This window comes from Caulobacter sp. GW821-FHT09H08, assembly GCF_059415885.1.
In genome coordinates this window covers 1-20,410 of sequence record NZ_JBWKOC010000007.1, presented here as the reverse complement: position 1 = coordinate 20,410, position 20,410 = coordinate 1, and the positions used below count along the sequence as shown (strand labels likewise).

At 67.3% G+C, this 20,410-nt stretch carries 24 protein-coding genes; 20 read left to right on the top strand and 4 right to left on the bottom strand.

Annotation, left to right across the window (positions count from 1 at the left end; genetic code table 11):
• Nucleotides 1-16: 16 nt before the first annotated feature.
• Complete coding sequence (locus tag AC07NN_RS22435) at nt 17-1,285, bottom strand: cytochrome P450 (protein WP_494646016.1); 1,269 nt, start codon at nt 1,283-1,285, stop codon at nt 17-19.
• Between the two features lie 124 nt (nt 1,286-1,409).
• On the opposite strand from AC07NN_RS22435, the gene AC07NN_RS22430 reads away from it, so the two are divergent.
• The 14 genes from AC07NN_RS22430 (at nt 1,410) to trmB (ending at nt 12,992) form a co-directional block, all read left to right on the top strand.
• Complete coding sequence (locus tag AC07NN_RS22430; protein WP_494646014.1) at nt 1,410-1,985, top strand: NifU family protein; 576 nt, start codon at nt 1,410-1,412, stop codon at nt 1,983-1,985.
• Between the two features lie 95 nt (nt 1,986-2,080).
• Entirely contained in the window at nt 2,081-2,668 is a 588-nt protein-coding gene (locus AC07NN_RS22425; RefSeq protein WP_494646012.1) for a malonic semialdehyde reductase, read from the top strand.
• Between the two features lie 91 nt (nt 2,669-2,759).
• Entirely contained in the window at nt 2,760-3,407 is a 648-nt protein-coding gene (locus AC07NN_RS22420; RefSeq protein WP_494646010.1) for a DUF1131 family protein, read from the top strand.
• Between the two features lie 4 nt (nt 3,408-3,411).
• A complete protein-coding gene (gene tsaB / locus AC07NN_RS22415) occupies nt 3,412-4,047 on the top strand; it encodes a tRNA (adenosine(37)-N6)-threonylcarbamoyltransferase complex dimerization subunit type 1 TsaB (RefSeq protein ID WP_494646008.1) in 636 nt (211 codons plus the stop codon).
• Nucleotides 4,044-4,496: a ribosomal protein S18-alanine N-acetyltransferase gene (gene rimI / locus AC07NN_RS22410; RefSeq protein WP_494646006.1), complete on the top strand. Its 453-nt coding sequence runs from the start codon at nt 4,044-4,046 to the stop codon at nt 4,494-4,496. Before tsaB ends, rimI begins: the two co-directional genes overlap by 4 nt.
• 45 nt (nt 4,497-4,541) lie before the next feature.
• Nucleotides 4,542-4,949: a Fur family transcriptional regulator gene (locus AC07NN_RS22405; RefSeq protein WP_184714897.1), complete on the top strand. Its 408-nt coding sequence runs from the start codon at nt 4,542-4,544 to the stop codon at nt 4,947-4,949.
• Between the two features lie 64 nt (nt 4,950-5,013).
• Nucleotides 5,014-6,366, top strand: a complete 1,353-nt coding sequence (gene miaB / locus AC07NN_RS22400; RefSeq protein WP_494646002.1) for a tRNA (N6-isopentenyl adenosine(37)-C2)-methylthiotransferase MiaB — start codon at nt 5,014-5,016, stop codon at nt 6,364-6,366.
• Nucleotides 6,363-7,307: a PhoH family protein gene (locus AC07NN_RS22395; RefSeq protein WP_494646000.1), complete on the top strand. Its 945-nt coding sequence runs from the start codon at nt 6,363-6,365 to the stop codon at nt 7,305-7,307. Before miaB ends, AC07NN_RS22395 begins: the two co-directional genes overlap by 4 nt.
• 34 nt (nt 7,308-7,341) lie before the next feature.
• A complete protein-coding gene (ybeY, locus tag AC07NN_RS22390) occupies nt 7,342-7,797 on the top strand; it encodes an rRNA maturation RNase YbeY (RefSeq protein ID WP_494646326.1) in 456 nt (151 codons plus the stop codon).
• Between the two features lie 8 nt (nt 7,798-7,805).
• Entirely contained in the window at nt 7,806-8,717 is a 912-nt protein-coding gene (locus tag AC07NN_RS22385) for a hemolysin family protein (protein ID WP_494645996.1), read from the top strand.
• Nucleotides 8,714-10,273: an apolipoprotein N-acyltransferase gene (gene lnt, locus AC07NN_RS22380; protein WP_494645991.1), complete on the top strand. Its 1,560-nt coding sequence runs from the start codon at nt 8,714-8,716 to the stop codon at nt 10,271-10,273. The genes AC07NN_RS22385 and lnt overlap by 4 nt, the downstream gene beginning before the upstream one ends.
• Nucleotides 10,274-10,334: 61 nt before the next feature.
• Nucleotides 10,335-10,760: a helix-turn-helix domain-containing protein gene (locus AC07NN_RS22375; protein WP_494645985.1), complete on the top strand. Its 426-nt coding sequence runs from the start codon at nt 10,335-10,337 to the stop codon at nt 10,758-10,760.
• Between the two features lie 132 nt (nt 10,761-10,892).
• Complete coding sequence (metK, locus tag AC07NN_RS22370) at nt 10,893-12,116, top strand: methionine adenosyltransferase (protein WP_494645983.1); 1,224 nt, start codon at nt 10,893-10,895, stop codon at nt 12,114-12,116.
• Nucleotides 12,117-12,311: 195 nt separating this feature from the next.
• The gene (gene trmB, locus AC07NN_RS22365; RefSeq protein ID WP_494645980.1) at nt 12,312-12,992 is read left to right on the top strand and encodes a tRNA (guanosine(46)-N7)-methyltransferase TrmB; all 681 of its coding nucleotides are present in this window, start codon (nt 12,312-12,314) and stop codon (nt 12,990-12,992) included.
• Nucleotides 12,993-12,998: 6 nt separating this feature from the next.
• Here trmB and AC07NN_RS22360 read toward each other — a convergent pair whose 3' ends face one another.
• The gene (locus AC07NN_RS22360; protein WP_494645977.1) at nt 12,999-13,913 is read right to left on the bottom strand and encodes a LysR family transcriptional regulator; all 915 of its coding nucleotides are present in this window, start codon (nt 13,911-13,913) and stop codon (nt 12,999-13,001) included.
• Between the two features lie 113 nt (nt 13,914-14,026).
• Here AC07NN_RS22360 and AC07NN_RS22355 point away from each other — a divergent pair, with 113 nt between their 5' ends.
• Complete coding sequence (locus tag AC07NN_RS22355) at nt 14,027-14,698, top strand: glutathione S-transferase family protein (RefSeq protein ID WP_494645973.1); 672 nt, start codon at nt 14,027-14,029, stop codon at nt 14,696-14,698.
• A 78-nt stretch (nt 14,699-14,776) separates the two neighbouring features.
• Entirely contained in the window at nt 14,777-15,487 is a 711-nt protein-coding gene (locus AC07NN_RS22350; RefSeq protein ID WP_494645971.1) for a hemerythrin domain-containing protein, read from the top strand.
• Nucleotides 15,488-15,490: 3 nt separating this feature from the next.
• Here AC07NN_RS22350 and AC07NN_RS22345 read toward each other — a convergent pair whose 3' ends face one another.
• Together AC07NN_RS22345 and ppa are read right to left on the bottom strand one after the other, a co-directional pair.
• Entirely contained in the window at nt 15,491-15,901 is a 411-nt protein-coding gene (locus AC07NN_RS22345) for a DUF5990 family protein (protein WP_494645969.1), read from the bottom strand.
• 5 nt (nt 15,902-15,906) lie between these two features.
• Entirely contained in the window at nt 15,907-16,440 is a 534-nt protein-coding gene (gene ppa, locus AC07NN_RS22340) for an inorganic diphosphatase (protein ID WP_494645967.1), read from the bottom strand.
• 264 nt (nt 16,441-16,704) lie between these two features.
• Between ppa and rimP the strand changes: the two genes are divergently transcribed.
• The 4 genes from rimP to AC07NN_RS22320 form a co-directional block, all read left to right on the top strand.
• A complete protein-coding gene (rimP, locus tag AC07NN_RS22335) occupies nt 16,705-17,280 on the top strand; it encodes a ribosome maturation factor RimP (RefSeq protein ID WP_494645965.1) in 576 nt (191 codons plus the stop codon).
• A gap of 2 nt (nt 17,281-17,282) precedes the next feature.
• Nucleotides 17,283-18,974: a transcription termination factor NusA gene (nusA, locus tag AC07NN_RS22330; protein WP_494645963.1), complete on the top strand. Its 1,692-nt coding sequence runs from the start codon at nt 17,283-17,285 to the stop codon at nt 18,972-18,974.
• An 80-nt stretch (nt 18,975-19,054) separates the two neighbouring features.
• Nucleotides 19,055-19,705, top strand: coding sequence for an RNA-binding protein (locus AC07NN_RS22325; protein ID WP_494646325.1), 651 nt, complete (start codon nt 19,055-19,057; stop codon nt 19,703-19,705).
• Between the two features lie 274 nt (nt 19,706-19,979).
• Nucleotides 19,980-20,410: translation initiation factor IF-2 associated domain-containing protein (locus AC07NN_RS22320; RefSeq protein ID WP_494645961.1), on the top strand; the 431-nt coding region annotated here is incomplete at its 3' end.

Sequence of the window (20,410 nt, the reverse complement as noted above, 5' to 3'; positions counted from 1 at the left end):
CGCAAGGGGAGAGGGATCAGTTCCGCTCCGGAATCCGCACCATCATCCGCTCGTAGCCCTTCACGAAGGTCGAGTAGACGCGCTTGGGCTCTTCCAGCACCTCGATCTTCGGGAAGCGCTTGAGCACCTCTTCCCAGACGATCTTCAGCTGCATCTCGGCCAGGCGGTTGCCCACGCAGCGGTGGATGCCGAAGCCGAACGACAGGTGGCGGCGCGCTTGGGGCCTATCGACGATGAAGGCGTCGGCGTTCTCTATGACGGTGTCGTCGCGGTTGCCCGAGACGTACCACATGACGACCTTGTCGCCCTTCTTGATGGTCTTGCCGTTGAGCTCGAAGTCCTCCAGCGCCGTGCGGCGCATGTGGGCCAGCGGGGTCTGCCAGCGGATGATCTCCGAGACCATGTTCGGGATCAGGGTCGGGTCGGCGCGCAGCTTGGCTTCTTCCTGCGGGTTCTTGGACAGGGCGTAGAGGCCGCCGGTTAGCGAGTTGCGGGTCGTGTCATTGCCGCCGACGATCAGCAGGATGACGTTGCCCAGATACTCCATCGGCGGCATGTCGCGGGTCGCCTCGCCATGAGCCAGCATCGAGATCAGGTCGTTGCCCGGCTCGGTCTGGTTGACCCGCTCGTTCCACAGATTGGTGAAGTAGCCCAGGCACTCCAGCAGCTCGGCGCGGCGGGCGTCCTCGCTCTCGACGATGCCGCTCTCGGGCGAGGCGGTGGCGACGTCCGACCAGCGGGTCAGCTTGCGGCGCTCTTCCCACGGGAAGTCGAACAGGGTGGCCAGCATCTGGGTGGTCAGCTCGATCGAGACCTTGTCGACCCAGTCGAACGGCTCGTCGATCGGCAGCGCATCCAGGATCTGGCAGACCCGCTCGCGAATGATGCCTTCCAGGCGGCCCAGATTGGCCGGTGAGACGATCGGGCTGACCGTCTTGCGCTGGATGTCGTGCTTGGGCTGGTCCATGGCGATGAACATCGGCAGGACGAAGTCCTCGTCGAAGTTCCGGATCGTGATCCCGCCCAGGTGCGCGTCCGACGAGAAGACCTGGTGGGTCGTGTCGACGGTCATGATGTCGTTGTAGCGGGTGATCGACCAGTAGGGCCCGGTTTCCTCGTCGCCCTTGGACCAGTGGACCGGGTCTTCCTTCCGCATCCGTTCGAAGTACGGCCACATGGCGTCGGCCTGGAACAGGGCCGGATCGGCGATGTGATAGTCCTCCAGCGGCGTGGCATAGGCCTTGGCGCGCGCGGCTTCTTTGAGATCGACCGAACCGTCGCTCATGGGGGATCCTCCCGCGGATCGTTGTTCTACGGGCATCACGCCAGAAAATGACGCCTGTGTCACTTTTAAAATGCGACCTTCCGTCGGTCTTGCGTCAAGACGTCGCGAGGTCCATTTCAGGCTCATGTTCATCCAGACCGAAACCACCCCGAACCCCGAGGTCCTGAAGTTCCTGCCCGGCCGCGAAGTGCTGGTGGAGGGCGCGCGCGAGTTTCGCACGCCGGAAGAGGGCGACGCCTCGCCGCTGGCCAAGGCGCTGTTCGACCTGGGCGACGTCACGCGGGTGTTCTTCGGGCCCGACTTCCTGACGGTGACCAAGGGCGAGGACGCCCAGTGGCCGCATCTGAAGGCGCCGATCCTGGCGGCTATCATGGACCACTTCACCAGCGGCCGCCCGCTGCTGCTGGACGCGGCGGCCGAGGGTGGCGGTCACGACGAGGACGGCGTCTATGACGAGGAAGCCTCGCAGATCGTCGCCGAGATCAAGGAACTGCTCGACACCCGCATCCGCCCGGCCGTGGCCCAGGACGGCGGCGACATCGTCTTCTCGAAGTTCGAGCCGCAGACCGGCGTGGTCTGGCTGCACATGCGCGGCGCCTGCTCGGGCTGCCCGTCCTCGTCGGCCACGCTGAAGGCCGGTGTCGAGAACATGCTCAAGCACTATGTGCCGGAAGTGACCCGGGTCGAGCAGACGCTCTGATCCGCCCTTTGTTTTCGGATGGGGGTGTTATCCCCCTCGCGGCGCGACTATACTGTAACTATATGAGTTGCGAATAGCCGTTATAAGGATTCCCTATGGCCAAGCTCGAAGACGCCACGCTCGCCCAGTTGTTCACCGAGGCGCGCAGCCGTAACGGCTGGACCGCCGAGCCGCTGCCCGAGAGCGTGCTGCGCGAGCTGTACGAGCTGACCAAGTTCGGCCCGACCGCCGCCAACTCGACCCCGGCCCGCTTCTATTTCCTGACCTCGCCGGAGGCCAAGGAGCGCCTGGCCAAGCTGTCGTCGGGCTCGAACGCGCCGAAGATCCGCCAGGCCCCGGTGACGGTGATCGTCGGCTACGACCTCGATTTCCCCGCGACCCTGCCGAAACTGTTCCCGCACGCCCCGGGCGCCAAGGACTGGTTCAACGACCTGACCGCCCGCGAGTGGGGCGCGCTGCGCAACAGCTCGCTGCAGGGCGGCTATTTCATGATCGCCGCGCGGGCCCTGGGCCTGGACGTCGGTCCGATGTCGGGCTTCGACAACGCCGGCGTCGACGCCGAGTTCTTCGCGGGCACCAACATCAAGAGCAACTTCATCGTCTCGATCGGCCACGGCTCGGAAGAGGGCCTCTTCGCCCGCAATCCGCGCCTCGATTTCGACGAGGCGGCGAAGATCCTCTGATCCGTCCGCGCGTTTGGATTTTCGAAGGCCCGTCGTCTTTCAGGGACGGCGGGCTTTTGTGCATCCACGCCGCATTCGCTAGAAGAGAGTCATGACCCTGCGCCACACCCTCCTCGCCCTGCCGCTGATCCTGCTGGCCGCCTGCGGGCCGGCCAAGAAGGACGAGACCGCCGCCGCGCCGCCGGCCGCCGCTTCGCCCGAGGGCAAGGGCTCCGTGCAGCTCAGCATCACGCCCTATGTTGGCGGGCCGCTGAAGATCACGAAGGACGGGGTCGGACCGATCACCAGCGCCACGGCCTTCGACCTGGCGACGATCAAGGCCCTGTTCCCCAAGGCCAAGGTCGAGAGCGCCTTCATGCATTTCGGCGCGGGCCCGCCGCAGCCGATCATCAATGTCGAGCAGGACAACGTCCCGCTGCTGGAGATCGGCAAGACCGACGAGGGCGAGATCGCCTATGTCCGCGCCGCCGCCGGCGACATCCGGGGCCCCAAGGACGAGCAGTTGCTGGCCAAGTGGAGCGACCTGGGTCTCAGCCTCGAGAACTGCCGCCTGGGAACGGGCCGCGAGGTCGGCCTGACCCTCTGCGTGCGCCCCGAGGCGCCGACGGTGCTCTATTCGATCGGCGTGCCCGACTGGAACAAGCCCGCCTTGCCCTCGGAAAAGGCCCTGGAAGCCAAGGGCCAGCTGAACGAGCTGATCTGGCGCCCGGCCGAAGGCGCGGTCGTCGGTTCGGCCTGATCGCATGATCCTCTCGATCGACACCTGCCTCGGCGCCAGTTCGGTCGCCGTGCTGGACGGCGAGCGCGTACTGGCCGCCCGCAGCGAGCCCATGACGCGCGGCCACCAGGAGCGCATCGGCATCATCGCTCGCGAGGTCGCGGCCGAGGCCGGCGTGGCTTTCGCCGACCTCTCACGGATAGGCGTCACGGTCGGTCCTGGCTCGTTCACCGGCCTGCGCGTGGGTCTGGCCTTCGCCAAGGGCCTGGCGACGGCGCTGTCGATCCCGTGCGTGGGCGTCAACACGCTGGAGGCGCTCGCCTTCGGGACCAAGGGCTTTTCCGCCGCCGTCATCGATGCGCGGATGAGCCAGGTCTATATCCAGGTCTTCGCCGACGGCGTCTCGCTGATGGCCCCGGACGCCCTGGGCCTGGGCGAGGCCGCCGCGCGACTGGCCGAGCTCTATTCGGGCGGACCCGCGACCCTCGTCGGTTCCGGCGCGCCGCTGCTGGCCGAGACGCTGTCGAGCGCGACGATCCTGACGCCCGCCGCGCCTGATCCGGTCGCCGTCGCGCGCCTGGCCGCCGCCAAGCCGGCCCCGACCCACTCGCCGCGTCCGCTGTACCTGCGCGCGCCCTACGCCACGTTGCCCGCCGCATGAACCTGCGTCCTGTCGGCTCGAAAGCCGCGTTCGATCTCGCCGATCTCCACGACAAGGCCTTCGACCGGCCCTGGACGGCGCTCGAGTTCGACGACCTGCTGAAGTCCCCCGGCGCCTTCGCGATCCTGGGCGAGGCGGGCGAACCCGCGCAGGCCAAGGGCTTCATCCTCTGCCGCTCGATCGCTGGCGAGGCCGAGATCCTGACCGTCGCCGTCGATCCCGCCGCCCGCCGTCGCGGCTGGGGCGCGGCCCTGGTCGAGGTCGCCGCCGGAATCGCCTTCGAGACCCAGGCCGAGGCGATGTTCCTGGAGGTGGCGGCCGACAATCTGGCGGCCATCGCGCTCTACCAATCGACCGGATTTATCAAGGTCGGCGTACGCAAGGGCTATTATCCCCATCCCGATGGGGCCAAGGACGCGCTTGTCATGCGGCGAGCGCTTAACACTTAGGGGCCGACCCCCTATCTTGCCCGCGACTCAAGACGGAGCTCCGCCGTGGATCGACTCGAAAAGGCCTGTATCGAAAAAGGCATGCGCATGACGGACCAGCGCCGCGTGATCGCACGCGTGCTGTCGTCGGCCGAGGACCATCCGGATGTCGAGGAGCTGCACCGACGCGCTCACGCCATCGATCCGCACATCTCGATCGCCACGGTCTACCGCACCGTCCGCCTGTTCGAGGAAAGCGGCATCATCGAGCGTCACGACTTCCGTGACGGCCGCTCGCGCTACGAAGAGACGCCCGATCATCACCACGACCACCTGATCGACATGAAGACCGGCAAGGTCGTCGAGTTCGTGGACGAGGAGATCGAGGCCCTCCAGCACGCGATCGCCCGCAAGCTGGGCTACAAGCTGGTGGACCACCGGCTCGAGCTCTACGGGATGCCGCTGGAGGAGTGAGCGTCGCGGAGGTGTGACCTCCGCGTCCTTGCGGAATGGGGTTTCGGCCCGCATAACCTCGCGCATGAGCGAGACCCCGCAAAAGCGCCTCTATATCAAGACCTACGGCTGTCAGATGAACGTCTATGACAGCGAGCGCATGGCTGATGTCCTGCGTCCGCTGGGCTATGGCGTGGTCGATGATCCGGAGGGCGCGGACCTGGTGGTGCTGAACACCTGCCACATCCGCGAGAAGGCGACCGAGAAGGTCTATTCCGAGCTCGGCTATATCAAGCAGATGAAGGACCGGAAGGCCCAGGACGGCGGTCGCATGACCATCGCCGTGGCCGGCTGCGTGGCCCAGGCCGAGGGCAAGGAGATCATGCATCGCCAGAAGGCGGTCGATCTGGTCGTCGGTCCCCAGGCCTATCACCAGCTGCCCGAGCTGATCGCCCGCGCCCACCGGGCGACCGGCGAGCGCCTGGCCGCCGACTTCGCCGCCGACGAGAAGTTCGACGCCCTGCCGGCCGAGCGCCATGTGACCGGGGTCACCGCGTTCCTGACCGTGCAGGAGGGCTGCGACAAGTTCTGCACCTTCTGCGTGGTGCCCTATACGCGCGGCGGCGAGTGGTCGCGGCCGGTGAACGACATCGTCGAGGAGGCCAAGCAACTGGCCGGCAAGGGCGTGCGCGAGGTCACGCTGCTGGGCCAGAACGTCAACGCCTATGACGGCGATGGTTCGACCCTGGCCAAGCTGGTCCGCCAGCTGGCCAAGATCGATGGCCTGGACCGTATCCGCTACACGACCAGCCACCCGCGCGACATGGGTGAGGATCTGATCGAGGCCCACGGCGAACTGCCGGAGCTGATGCCCTACCTCCACCTGCCGGTGCAGGCGGGGTCGGACAAGATCCTCAAGGCCATGAACCGCGACCACACGGCCGAAAGCTATGTGAAGCTGATCGGGAAGATCCGCGCCGCGCGTCCGGACATCGCCATGAGCGGCGACTTCATCGTCGGCTTCCCCGGCGAGCGCGACGGCGATTTCGAGAAGACCCTGGAGCTGGTCCGCGAGGTCGGCTTCGCCAGCGCCTTCTCGTTCAAATATTCGCGTCGCCCTGGGACACCCGCTTCGGCCATGCCCGGCCAGGTCGACGAAGCGGTCAAGGCCGAGCGTCTGGATCGCCTGAACCAGCTCCTCGACGATCAGCAGCGGGCCTTCAACGCCTCGCAGGTCGGCAAGGTCATGCCGGTGCTGTTCGAGAAGTCGGGCCGCCACCCTGGCCAGATCGTGGGTCGCAGCCCATATCTGCAGGCCGTCCATGCTGAAGGCCCTGAAAGCCTGATCGGGATGATCGTGCCCGTCCGTATCGAGAGCGCCGCCAAGATGAGCCTGGGCGGGGTTCTGGAAACCAATGCCGTTCTGGAGACCGCTTGAGTCGCACCCCTGAGTTCCTGCCGCTGTCCGACGACGCCGTCGTCGCCGTTACCGGTCCGTCGGGCCGTCACGCCGCCCTGATCGAGGACGCCTTCAAGGTGTTGATCGAGACCCCGGGCGGCGGTGTCACCATCACCGGCGACGCGCGCGGCCGCACCGGCGCCAAGCGCGTTCTGCAGACCCTGGCCGCCCGCGCCGACGCCGGCGAGGAGGTGGTCGAGGCCGACGTGCGTATCGCTATCGGCAGCGCTCACGAGACCGGCGGCCAGGCTTCGCCGCGCGCGGTGCGCAAGGGCAATGTCTCGCCCAAGACCAAGAGCCAGGCCGTCTATCTGGAGCGGATGGCGACCCATCCGCTGGTCTTTGGCCTCGGCCCCGCCGGCACCGGCAAGACTTTCCTGGCCGTGGCGCACGGCGCCGGCATGCTGATGCGCGGCGAGGTCGATCGCCTGATCGTCACCCGTCCCGCCGTCGAGGCCGGCGAGAAGCTGGGCTTCCTGCCGGGCGACCTGAACGAGAAGGTCGACCCCTACATGGCTCCGGTCTGGGAAGCCCTGACCGACATCATGGGCGCCGACCAGCTGCGCCGCCGTCGCGAGAAGTTGGAGATCGAGGTCGCCCCGATCGCCTTCATGCGCGGCCGCACGCTGGCGCACGCGTTCGTCATCGTTGACGAGGCCCAAAACTGCTCGCGCCTGCAGATGAAGATGGTCCTGACCCGGATCGGCGAGGGCGCCCGCATGGTCGTCACCGGCGACCCGACCCAGGTCGACCTGATGAATCCGCGGGACTCGGGGCTGGCTCACGCCGTCTCGATCCTGGATGGCGTCGAGGGCGTGGCGGTGTCGCGCTTCACCTCTTCGGATGTGGTGCGACATCCGCTCGTGGAGCGTATCGTAAAGGCCTATGACGCTGACGCGGCCCAAAGCACGCCGAGATAAGGGTACGCCCCGCTAAATGACGATTACCGTAGACATCGAGATCGAGGACGAGGCCTGGACCCAGGCGGCCGAGGACGCCGAGGCCCTGGTCTGGCGCGCGGCCCAGGCCGTGCTGGACGCCCATGAGGACATCGAAGGCCAGGGGATCGTGATCCTGCTGACCGACGACGACAGCGTCCAGACCCTCAATCGCGACTTCCGCCAGAAGGATTACGCGACCAACGTCCTGTCCTTCCCCTCGCCGCCGAACCCGGAAGGCCAGATCGGCGACATCGCCCTGGCCTATGGGGTTTGCGCCCGCGAGGCGGCCGAGCAGGGCAAGCCACTTGCGCACCATTTGCAACATCTGGTGGCGCACGGCGTGCTTCATCTCCTAGGATACGACCACGAGGGCGACGACGAGGCGGAAGCCATGGAGGCGCTCGAACGCGAAATCCTGGCGGGTCTGGACGTTCCGGACCCTTACGCCAGTGACGAACAGGGGCGCTAAACAGGGCCATGCCCAGCGACGAGCCTAGTCAACAGCCCGCCGTTCCGGCTCGTAGAAGCCGGGGCGTGCGGGCGTTTCTTCGACGCATGCGCCGGCAACTCACCGGCGGCGGCGAGCCGTCGCGGCCGCCCGAACCGCCGCCCGCGACCGGCGCCGTCGACATCGTCGACCAGGCCGAGGCCTTCCAGACCCTGCGGGTGGCCGACGTCATGACCCCGCGCGCCGACATCGTGGCTGTCGAGCTTTCGACGCCGTTCGAGGCGGTGGTGGCCCAGTTCGCCGAGGCCGAGCACTCGCGGATGCCGATCTATCGCGAGACCCTGGATGACCCGATCGGCGTCATCCACATCAAGGACATCTTCCGCCTGCTGGCCGACGACGAGAAGCTGCCGGCGCCGGGCGACGCGATCCTGAACAAGCTGCGCCGCGACGCGCTGTACGTGCCGGCCTCGATGCGGGCCGCCGACCTGCTGCTGCGCATGCGCACCAGCCGCATCCACATGGCGCTGGTCATCGACGAGTTCGGCGGCACCGACGGCCTGGTCTCGATGGAAGACCTGATCGAGGCGGTGGTCGGCGAGATCGACGACGAGCACGATGACGCGGCGGCCGTCGCCATCGTGGCGCGTCCCGGCGGCGTCTTCGACGCCGACGCCCGCGCGCCGCTGGAAGAGCTGGAGGCCGCACTGGGCCGCGAGCTGGCGCCCTCCGACATGGAAGAGGACATCGACACCGTCGCCGGCCTCGTCGTCGCCCTGGCCGGCCGCGTGCCGCAACGGGGCGAGGTGATCGCCCACCCCGACGGCTACGAGTTCGAGGTGGTCGAGGCCGATCCGCGTCGCGTGCGTCGTGTGCGGGTGCGCGGCGGTCCTTCGCCGGCTTCCTCGCATGCCGCCGCCGTGGACGCCGCCGCTTCGTGAGCGCTTGGGGTCGTTTCCGCGAGAAGGCCTGGAGCGGTCCGCTGCTGGCGCTGGTCGCCGGCCTCGCCGCCGCCCTGGCCCATCCGCCGTTCGGCGTGCTGCCGGGCCTGCTGGGTTATGCGGGCCTCCTCTACCTGCTCGATGACGCCCACGCCGCCAAGCCGTTGCGTTCGGCCTTCTGGCGCGGGTGGCTGGCGGGCCTGGCCTATTTCGGCCTCGGCACCTGGTGGATCGGCGAGGCCTTCATGGTCGACGCGGCCAACCAGGGCTGGATGGCCCCGTTCGCGGTGGCGGCCATGGCCGGCGGATTGGCGCTGTTCTGGGGATTGGCGGCGCTGCTCTATCGCCGTTTCCGGCCGGCCAGCGCCTGGCGCGTCCTGACGTTCGCCGGCGCCTTCGCGGCGCTGGAATGGTTGCGCGGCCACGTCCTGACAGGCTTTCCTTGGAACCTGCCCGGCGAGACCTGGAAGGCGGGCTCGTTCCCGTCGCAGGCCGCGGCCCTGGTCGGCGCCTACGGCCTGACCTGGATCACCCTGACGATCGCCGCCGCCCCCGCCGTCTGGCGCGAAGGCCGGGGCGGGAAGATCGCGTTGGGCGCCGCTTTCGCGGGCCTCGTCGGGCTCTACGGCTATGGCGCGGTGGTTCAGTCGCGTCCGCTGGCCCAGGGCGACCCGATATCGGTCCGCATCGTCCAAGCCGACATCCAGCAGGACGCCAAGTGGGACGCCGCCCGCTTCAGCCAGATCGTCCAGTCCTACGTCTCGCTGACCGCCAAACCCTATGCGGGCAAGCCCACTGACCTCGTCATCTGGCCCGAGGGTGCGCTGCCGGCGGCGATCGACGACTACCTCGCGCCCGGGACCTGGGTGCGGCAGGCGATTGTCGACGCGCTTCAGCCCGGCCAGACCTTGCTGATCGGCGGCTACCGCTATGAAGGCCCGATCGACAAGCCGACCTACTATAACAGCCTCGTCGCCCTGAGACGTACGGCCACCGATCTCGAGGTCGTCGGCGTCTACGACAAGCACCGCCTGGTGCCGTTCGGCGAATACCTGCCGGCTGAAAAGCTCCTCACCGCCATCGGCTTCAAGAGCCTGGCGCACCTCGGCGACGGCTTCGCCACTGGTCCGCGCCCAGCGCCGCTGCGGGTCTCGCGCGACCTGCTGGTCCAGCCGCTGATCTGCTACGAGAGCCTGTTCCCGGGCCTCGCCCGGCGTGATCCGAACGTTCGTGTCCTGATCAATGTCTCGAACGACGCCTGGTTCGGGGTGACCTCGGGTCCGCTGCAGCACCTGAACCTGGCCAGTTACCGCGCGATCGAAAGCGCCAGGCCGATCCTGCGCGCCACGCCGACCGGAGTCAGTGCGGTGATCGATGCGCGCGGTCGAATCGTGCCCGGAACCGCCCTCGGCTTAGGAAAAAGCGGAGTCATCGACGCGATTATACCGGGAATGGGTGGAGTTACACCTTTCGACGACTTCGGAAACCTGCCGTTTATGGCGCTTCTACTGATATCTGGGGTTGCGTCAGCTCGCTTGCGGGCAGGTAAAACCTAATCCTCTATTGCGCGCTTGAAAGAGTTAGGCTGAATTAAAACCGCAATTTCAGCTATCAAGCGTGGGTATGAGCGAGCTGTCCGACACCGAGCGCAACCCCAATCCGGTCGACCTGCACGTCGGCGCCCGCATCCGCATGCGTCGGAAGATCCTCGGCGTCAGCCAGGAACGGCTGGCCGAGGACCTGGGCCTGACCTTCCAGCAGATCCAGAAGTACGAGCGCGGCGCCAATCGCGTCAGCGCCAGCAAGCTCTATGAGATCGCCAAGAGCCTGCAGTCGTCGGTCGGCTATTTCTTCGAAGGCCTGGCCGATACGGTCGATGGTCTCTCCGAGACCGGCGAGCCGTTCGTCCACGACTTCCTGATGACCCCGGAAGGCCTGGAGCTGGCGACGCTGTTCCCGAAGATCACCAAGCCGAAGGTGCGGCGGCGGATCTTGGAGCTGGTCCGGTCGATGGCCGAGGACGAAGCGGTCGGCGCCGATTAAGGCCAGGCTGAAAGCGACCGCAGGTTCTCTCGGCTTGCTCGCATAAACATATCTTTATATGGTTTCGGTCTATCAGGACGCCGAACTGGGCGCCCGCGCGCTCGCGCGCAATCTCATGGCCGGAGCTGTCTCTTGAACCGTTCGTCCTACATCTTCACCAGCGAGAGCGTCTCCGAGGGCCATCCCGACAAGGTCGCCGACCGCATCAGCGACACCGTCGTCGACGCCTTCCTGTCGGTCGATCCCGAAGCCCGCGTGGCTTGTGAGACCCTGGTGACCACCAATCGCGTCGTGCTGGCCGGTGAAGTCCGCGCCGGCAAGCCGGACGGCGACAAGAAAGCCAACAAGCAGCTGACCAAGGACATCCTGGGTTCGCTGGAGCCCAAGGTCCGCGCCGCGATCAAGGACATCGGCTACGAGCAGAAGGGCTTCCACTGGCAGAAGGCGAAGTTCGCCAACTTCCTGCACGGCCAGTCGGCGCACATCGCCCAGGGCGTGGACGCCACCGACAAGAAGGACGAGGGCGCCGGCGACCAGGGCATCATGTTCGGCTACGCCAGCACCGAGACCCCGGAGCTGATGCCGGCCACCCTGCAGTACAGCCACAACATCCTGAAGCGCCTGGCCGAACTGCGCCATTCGGGCGAGCTCTCGGAGCTGGAGCCCGACGCCAAGAGCCAGGTGACCCTGGAGTACGACGGCGCCGGCCGCCCGGTCCGCGTCGTCTCGATCGTCGTGAGCCACCAGCACGCCAAGAAGATCGGCGGCAAGGCCGCGACCTCCAAGCGCGTGCTGGAGCTGATCAAGCCGCACATCCTGCCGGTCTTCCCGGACGGCCTGGTCACCAAGAAGACCCAGTGGCTGGTCAACCCGACCGGTCGCTTCGAGATCGGTGGTCCGGACGGCGACGCCGGCGTGACCGGCCGCAAGATCATCGTCGACACCTACGGCGGCGCCTCGCCGCACGGCGGCGGCGCGTTCTCGGGCAAGGATCCGACCAAGGTCGACCGCTCGGCCGCCTATGCCTGCCGCTACCTGGCCAAGAACGTCGTGGCCGCCGGCCTCGCCGACCGCTGCACGATCCAGATCGCCTACGCCATCGGCGTGGCCCAGCCGGTCTCGTTCCACGTCGACCTGCACCGCACGGGCAAGGTCGATCCGGCCGTGCTGGAAAAGCTGCTGCCGCAACTGATCGGCGGCGCCACCCCGCGCGCCATCCGCGAACACCTGCAGCTGAACCGCCCGATCTACGCCCGCACCGCCGCCTACGGCCACTTCGGCCGCACGCCGGACAATGAAGGCGGCTTCTCCTGGGAGAAGACCGATCTCGTGGGCGAACTGAAGGGCCTGGCGTAACAGCCGCTATAACTTGCCTTCCTAGGCCTTGTGCCTAGGACCCATCTTACCGCCGGCGTTGCGCTCGACAGAGATCCGCAACGCCGGCGGTTTGCTTTTCTGGGCCTCTCAGCCTGGCCCGACCATGGGTCCTAGGCACAAGGCCTAGGAAGGCGGATTTTGTTTTTCCCGCGCTTGGGACTAAGACGCCGCCCCATGACCAATCCGACCCAACCCCATGGCCCCCTGCGCTCGTTCGGCCGCCTGAAGTCGCGCCCGGTGAAGCCGCGCCAGCAAGCCCTGCTCGACACCCTGCTGCCCGAGATCGCGGTGCCGCAGGGCCCTTTCCAGCCGCTGGACCTGATGCCCGCGGCTAAGGCCGTGTGGCTGGAGATCGGCTTCGGCGGCGGCGAGCACATGGCGACCCAGGCCGGCCGCAATCCCGAGACCCTGGTGATCGGCGCGGAGCCCTTCGTGAACGGGGTGGCCAGCGCCGTCCGTCACATCGAGGAACAGGCCCTGAAGAACGTCCGCGTCCACGAGGGCGACGCCCGCGACGTGGTCGACTGGCTGCCCGATGCGTGCCTGGACCGGGTGTTCATCATGTTCCCCGATCCCTGGCACAAGGCCCGCCACAACAAGCGCCGCCTGATCCAGCCCGAGTTCGTCGCCAGGCTGGCCCGTGTCATGAAGCCGGGCGCCTCCTTACGCTTCGCCACCGACTGGGCGGACTACGGCGAGTGGACGACCGAGCGGGTGCTGGCCGACCCGAACTTCCGCTTCGCCGAGGCGGACGCCGACCGCAACGCGATCCCGGCCGACCACGTCACGACGCGCTACGAGGAAAAGAAGCTGGGCGACTGCGCCCCGGTGTTCCTGGACTTCGTCAGGGCCTGAGGCCGGTCACCAGCGGTTCAGGCCCGAGCGATCGGGCGTCTGGCGCAGGGTGATCATCATGTGCGGGATGATGAAGTCGATGAAGGCGCGGATCCTCGGCGCCTGTCTCAAGCTCTGCGTGGTGAGAATCCAGTAAGAGGCCTGCATGTCGAGGGTCACCGGCTGGCAATAGACCAGCTGCGGATCGCGGTCGCCAAGACCGCAGGGCAGGGCCGCCAGTCCCAGGTTCGCCGAGGCGGCTGAGACCATGTTGTTGAGGGTGCTGCAGCGGAGCGGACCGGTCACGCCGCCGGCGGCCTCGCGCAGCCAGCGCACCGGCGGGAGGTTCTCCAGCGCGCCCTCGCCGTCGACCATGGGGTGGCCGACCAGCGCCTCAGGCGTGGTCGGCAGGCCGTGCGTCTCGGCATAGCCATGGCTGCAATAGACGCCCCAGTAGTCGTCGGCGACCTTGCGCGACACCAGGTTCGAGGACTCCAGGCCGTATGACGCGCGCAGGGCGATGTCGGCCTCGCCCTTCTCGATGTCGAGGAACGCGTCGGTCAGCACCAGGTCGATCTGGATGTCGGGATAGAGCCGGCGAAACTCGCCCAGGCCCGGGATCACCGCGATCGTCGCCAGGGACTCGCTGGCGGTGAGGCGCACCACGCCCGCCATGCCGCGCCGGTGGGTGGACACTCGGTGCTCGACGGCCTCCATCGCCTTTTCCACCGCCTCGGCGCAGGGCAGCAGGTCACGGCCGACCGCAGTCAGGATCGCGCCGTCCCGTCCCCGGTCGAAGAGCACCAGGCTGCAGGCGGCCTCCAGCGCATCCAGCCTGCGGGTCACCGTGCTCTGGTTCACGCCCAGGCGCTTGGCCGCGCCCAGGGTGCTGCCGGCGCGGGCGGTGGCCAGGAAGTGCTTGAGGTCGTCCCAGTCGAACATTCAATCAGTATGCAGTTTCGCATAGTGACGTTGCAAGAACGCTGATTGCTGAAGCTGGCCCTCAGGCCCTATCCAGACGCGGCGAAACATCACCGCCCTGGAAGACCCCTGAAATGCTGTTCTATTGCGATCCGCTCTCGACCGTTTGCCGCCCGATCCTGCAGTTCGCGGTCGAGCACGACGTGGTGCTGGAGCACCGTCATGTCGACCTGCTGTCGAACGAGCAGCGCGGCGAGGCCTACGGCCGGATCAATCCGAACGGCATCGTGCCCTATCTGGTCGACGGCGACCTGGAGATGGGCGAGGCCTCGGCGATCCTGAAATACCTGGCCGACAAGATCGGCTCGCCGACCTATCCGACGGACCTGAAGGCGCGGGCTAAGGTCAACGAGGCGATGGATTGGTTCAACACCAACCTCTATCGCGACTTCGGTCACCTGCTGGTCTATCCGCAGGTCCTGCCGCCGGACCACATGCCTGACATCTCGGCCACCCCGGCCCTGATCGCCTTTGGCGCCCATGCCTCGGAGAAGTGGCTGACGGTGCTGGACCGCCACATGCTGGGCGACCGTCCCTTCGTCTGCGGCGACGCCATCACCCTGGCCGACTATTTCGGCGCGGCGATCCTGACTCTCGGCTGGATCGTCGAATTCGATTTCTCGCCCTATCCCAAGGTCGCCGCCTGGCTGGAGCGCATGAGCGCCCGCGAGTCCTGGCCGATCGCCAACGCCGCCTTCTACGGCTGGATCAGCGCCGTCGAGGCCCAGAAGCGCCAAGCGAGCTGACCGCCCACCCCTAAAAGTCCACCCGTCCCATCAACCACAGCAACGGCGCTCCCCGGACGGGCGCCGAAAGGAGGTTCCATGTCCTATTTGCCCGCCAAACCCGCCGCCACCCACGACTTCTACGGTCCGATCCACAAGGGCCTGCGCCTGGCCCTTTGCCGCCTGGCGATGCGCCTGGGCAGCGTCGACGCCGCCGATCGCGGCGCGGTCGCCATCCTGATGGCCGATCTTCGCGCCCAGATGATCCTGTCCTCGGCCCATCTGGACCATGAGGAGCGCGAGGTCCACGCCGCGCTGGAGACCCGCGCTCCAGGCGCCGCCGCCGAGCTCTGCGCCGACCACGACCGTCACCGCGCCCACTTCGTCGGCCTCGAGAACGCCATCTGCACGGTCGAGGGCTCCGACCCCGGCAAGCGCCCGGCCGCCCTGCATCGCCTCTACCTGACCTTCACGCGCTTCGTCGCCGACGACTTCGCGCACATGGCCGAGGAGGAAGAGGAGATCCTGCCGGTGCTGCAGGACCTGTTCACCGACGAGGAACTGGCGGCCATCGAGGCGCGGATCAGCGCGGCCGTGGCGCCGGATCGGATGATCGCCTATTCCCAGCTCGTGATCCCGGCGGCGCGGCCGGCCGAGCGGCTGGTCATGCTGAGCCGGATGCGGGACCGCATGATCCGCGACGGCGCGCAGCCGGAAGCCTTCGCCGGCCTGCTGAACTTCGGCGCCAAGCCGTCGCTGCCGCCGGCCGAGTGGGAAGCCCTGGTCCGCGACCTGGAAATGGCCGCCTGATCTTCAGGCGGTCACGAGCCGCCAAGGCGAGAGCAGGGGAACTGTCGCGCAGGCCGGTCCGCCGTCGCCCGAGCGGCCGGCGATGGTCGCCTCCAGCACGCTGCCGCTGGCGATCTGCCCCGGCAGGTCGTGCAGATAGACCTTGATGCGCCGCGACCATTCGGTGTTGGCCTCGCCCGCCTGCTGGCCCGAGGCGATGTAGACGAACCGTCCCCGACCATCGACGCGCACGAAACCGCCGCCGGGGCGCATGCCCTCGGGCGTCGGCGTCAGGGTGATGGGGATGTCGAAGGAGAGGTCGCCTTCCGCCCGGATCGGATCGACGGGTCGGCTCTTGGCGTCCTGCTTTGAAAAGACCACGCCGGTGGGCGGGTCGGCCAGGATGATCCGCAGTGTGAGATCGATCCTGGCCATTTCGCTTAGTACGTTTCGTTGTAGCGCTTGATCGCCGTGCGGATGATGTCGGCGGTCTCGTCCGGATCGGCCCAGCCGGTGATCTTGGTCGACTTGCCCTTTTCCAGGTCCTTGTAGTGCTGGAAGAAGTGGGCGATCTGCTCGGTCAGGATCACCGGCAGGTCGCGCCAGCTGGTCACGCCCGTGTAGAACGGGTGCAGCTTGTCGACCGGCACGGCCAGGATCTTCTCGTCCGAACCAGCTTCGTCGACCATCATCAGGGTGCCGATCGGGCGGCAGCGGATGATCGCGCCCGGCACCACCGGGGTCGGGCCCACGACCATGATGTCGGCGGGGTCGCCGTCGTCGGCCAGGGTGTGCGGGATGAAGCCGTAGTTGGCGGGATAGAACATCGCCGTATGCAGGAAGCGGTCGACCATCAGGGCGCCGCTGTCCTTGTCGATCTCATATTTCACCGGCTCGCCGCCCTGCGGGATCTCGATGATGGCGTTCAGATCGTAGGGCGGGTTGATGCCCGTAGGGATCTTGGAGAGGTCCATTGTGACTCTTCGTATTCTGTTAGGTCCGCGGGGAGGCGGTCCTGCGCGGCTGGGCTTATAGGCCCAAATTGCTGCGGTGCGGAAGCCGGAGTCGGAGATTTCCGATGGGCGAGTCGACAACGGGAGGCGGTTCGCCTATAAAGCGTCCTACATCGTCCGTTAGCGCTGATGGCGCTTTCGAGCGGCGGCCCGAAAGGCTGCCGCTTTTTCTTTGGTCGCTCGGCTAGATCGCCTGGCGACCCGTGAGTGAGCTGAGAAAACACGTTGCGCGGCAAGACGCAGGAAGACCGTGACCTGATCGAGATGCTCGATCCCGTGGCCGAGACGCTTGGCTACGAGATCGTCCGCCTGCGCCTGATGGGCGGAGCCGAGCAGCGTCGCCTGCAGATCATGGCCGAGCATCCGCTGCTGGAAGACGGCAGCGGCGGCGACATGAACGTCGAGGACTGCGCGAAGCTGTCGCGCGGCATCTCCGAAATTCTCGACGCCGCCGACCCGATCACCGGCGAGTATACGCTGGAAGTCTCCAGCCCCGGCGTCGATCGCCCCCTCACCCGCCTGAAGGACTTCGACGACTATGCCGGCCTGGAGGCCCGCATCGAACTCGACCGCGTGGCCGAGGGCCGCAAGCGCTTCAAGGGCGAACTCGCCGGGATCGAGGACGACCAGGTGGGCCTGAACATCGAGGGCGAGGACGACGTCACCGTCTACTTCCCCTTCGCGTGGATCATCGACGCCAAGCTCGTCATGACCGACGCCCTGATGGACCGGGGGGCCAAGCAACGCGCCGCCCGGATCAAATCCGACAACGAAGACCTGTCCGAAAGTGAAGAGGACTGACCATGGCCATCGGCATTGCCGCCAACCGGCTCGAACTCCTGCAGATCGCCGACGCGGTCGCCCGTGAAAAGGGCATCGAGAAGGAAGTCGTCATCGAGGCCATCGAGGACGCGCTCCAGAAGGCCGCCCGCGCGCGCTACGGCGCCGAGCACGACATCCGGGTGAAGATCGACCCGCGCACGGGCGAGACCAACCAGAAGCGCGTGATCGAGGTCGTCGCCGACGACGCCGAGCTCGAAGGCGAGATCGGCAAGATGCAGCTGTCGATCGCCAAGCGCACCTGGCGCGACGCCGAGATCGGCAAGGTCTACGAAGAGAACCTGCCGCCGTTCGAGATCGGCCGCGTCCAGACCCAGATGGCCCGCCAGGTCGTCATGCATAAGGTCCGCGAGGCCGAGCGCGAGCGTCAGTACGACGAGTACAAGGATCGCGTCGGCGAGATCGTCAACGGCAGCGTCAAGCGCGTCGAATACGGCAACGTCATCGTCGACCTGGGCCGCGGCGAAGGCATCATGCGCCGCGACCAGTCGATTCCGCGCGAAAACTTCAACGTCGGCGACCGCATCCGCGCCTACATCTACGACGTCCGTCGCGAGACCAAGGGCCCGCAGATCATGCTGTCGCGCGCCCACGGCGGCTTCATGGCCAAGCTGTTCGCGCAGGAAGTGCCGGAAGTCTACGACGCCGTCATCGAGATCCGCGCCGTGGCCCGTGACCCGGGCTCGCGCGCCAAGATGGCCGTCATCTCGAACGACAGCTCGATCGACCCCGTCGGCGCCTGCGTTGGTATGCGCGGTTCGCGCGTGCAGGCGGTCGTGGCCGAGCTGCAGGGCGAGAAGATCGACATCATCCAGTGGTCGGAAGATGAAGCCACCTTCATCGTCAACGCCCTGGCCCCGGCCGAAGTCTCCAAGGTCGTCATGGACGAGGAAGACGAGCGCGTCGAAGTCGTGGTGCCGGACGAGCAGCTGTCGCTGGCCATCGGCCGTCGCGGCCAGAACGTCCGCCTGGCCTCGCAGCTGACCGGCTGGCAGATCGACATCATGACCGAAAGCCAGGAGAGCGAGCGCCGTCAGCGCGAGTTCGCCGAGCGCACGAGCCTGTTCCAGGAAGCCCTGGACGTCGACGAAGTCATCGCCCAGCTGCTGGTCACCGAAGGCTTCGCCGCCGTGGAAGACGTGGCCTTTGTCGAGCCGCACGAGATCGCCTCGATCGAAGGCTTCGACGAAGAGACCGCCGACGAACTGCAGACCCGCGCTCGCGAGTTCCTGGAAAAGGAAGCCGCCGCCCTGGACGCCAAGCGTCTGGAGCTGGGCGTCGAGGACGACGTCCTGGCCATCGAGGGCGTGACCCTGGCCATGGCCGTGGCCCTGGGCGAAGGCGACGTGAAGTCGGTTGAGGACCTGGCTGGCCTGGTCCCGGACGACATGCGCGGCTGGTTCGAGAACAAAGGCGGCGAGCGCGTGCGCGAGCCGGGCATCCTGGAGACCTTCAACCTGTCGCCGGAAGACGCCGAGGCGCTGATCATGCGCGCTCGTATCGTCATGGGCTGGGTCGAGGCCCCGCCGGAGCCGGAATACGAGGAAGAAGTCGAGGCTGAGGCCGAGTACGCCGAAGATGGCGCCGAAGTCGAAGGCGAAGCTGTCGCCGAAGACGCCGTCGCCGACGAAGCCGCCTCGGAAGAAGAAGCCTAAGAGTCTTCGACGGATGCGTGACGGCCTCGCGGAGCGATCCGCGGGGCCGTTCGTTCGACAAGACCCAAGCTCAACGGATGATGACCGAAGCCAACGCGCCCAAGACCCACGCCGAAGCCAATCGCCTGCGCAAGGACATCGTCCTGGGCGAGGCGACCGACGAGGCGCGCCTGGTCCGCTTCGTGGCGGGGCCGGACGGGGTCGTGGTGCCCGACGTGGCGCGCAAGCTGCCGGGCCGGGGGATCTGGGTCGGCGCCGATCGTGACTCGATCGCGACCGCCGCCAAGAAGGGTCTGTTCTCGCGCGCGGCCAAGACCAAGCTGACCGTCCCGCCGGACCTGGCCGACCAGGTCGAGGCCCTGCTGGCCCGCCGCGTGCTGGACAGCCTGGGACTTGCGCGCAAGGCCGGGACCATTATCTCAGGCTTCGAAAAGGTGGTCGCCGCCCTGGGGACGGGCAATGTCGCGTGGCTGATCGAAGCTTCCGACAGCGCCGAGGACGGCCGCCGAAAGATCCTGTCCGCCGCCCGAAAGGCTCCGAAACCGCCCCGTTTGCTGGGTGCTTTCACTTCGGACGAATTGGGTTTGGCCTTGGGCGGGGAGAATGTGATACACACGGCGCTCCTCGCCGGGCGCGGCATCGATAGCTGGACATTGGATGTCGAGCGTTTATCAGGCTTCCGCCCGCTTTTGCCTCCCGAATGGTCGGCGAACGGACGTGAGGATAGCTAGAGGTTCGTAAGGCCTCCACGCTATAGGGGCGAGCCCGTATGCCCCGGTCGGCTTGCCGACCCGGACGGGCTCTAGAGTCTTTCGACCGCACCGGGCCGCCGGTCCGATCGAAAGACTCTAGAATCTTCGACGTTGGACGCGGCCATCCGGGTCGCGTTCGTGAGTGAAGGGTCGGGAAACGCGCTTGCTTCGGCAGGTACGTCCTGGCCCCTTTCTCACATGGAACGGACGGTTTTTTAGCCAGGTACCGCCTGGCGGAAGTACAAGCGAGCGCATGAGCGACGAAAACGAAAACGGCCGCCCCGGCAACCGACCCCCGATGACGCTGAAGCCCCGCCAGGGCTCGGTGAGCGCCGGGGTCGTGAAGCAAAGCTTCAGCCACGGCCGGACCAAGACGGTGGTGGTGGAAACCAAGCGGACGCGCACCCATGCGCCCGTGACCGGCAATCTCGCCGCGCCGTCTTCGGCTGAACGTCGCCACGCGACCGACGCCCCGGCTCCGCGCCCGCAGCAGGCGCCGCAAGGCGGCGGCGGCGGTAGCTCGGCCGGCGGTCTTTCGCAGGAAGAGCTGCGCGCTCGTCAGCGCGTCGTCGACGCCGCTCGCGAAGCCCAGGCTCGCCAGGTCGCCGACCAGGCCGCCGCCGACGCCCGCGTCCGCGCGGCGCAGGAAGCGGCTCAGCGCGAGGCGGCCGCCAAGGCCGCCGC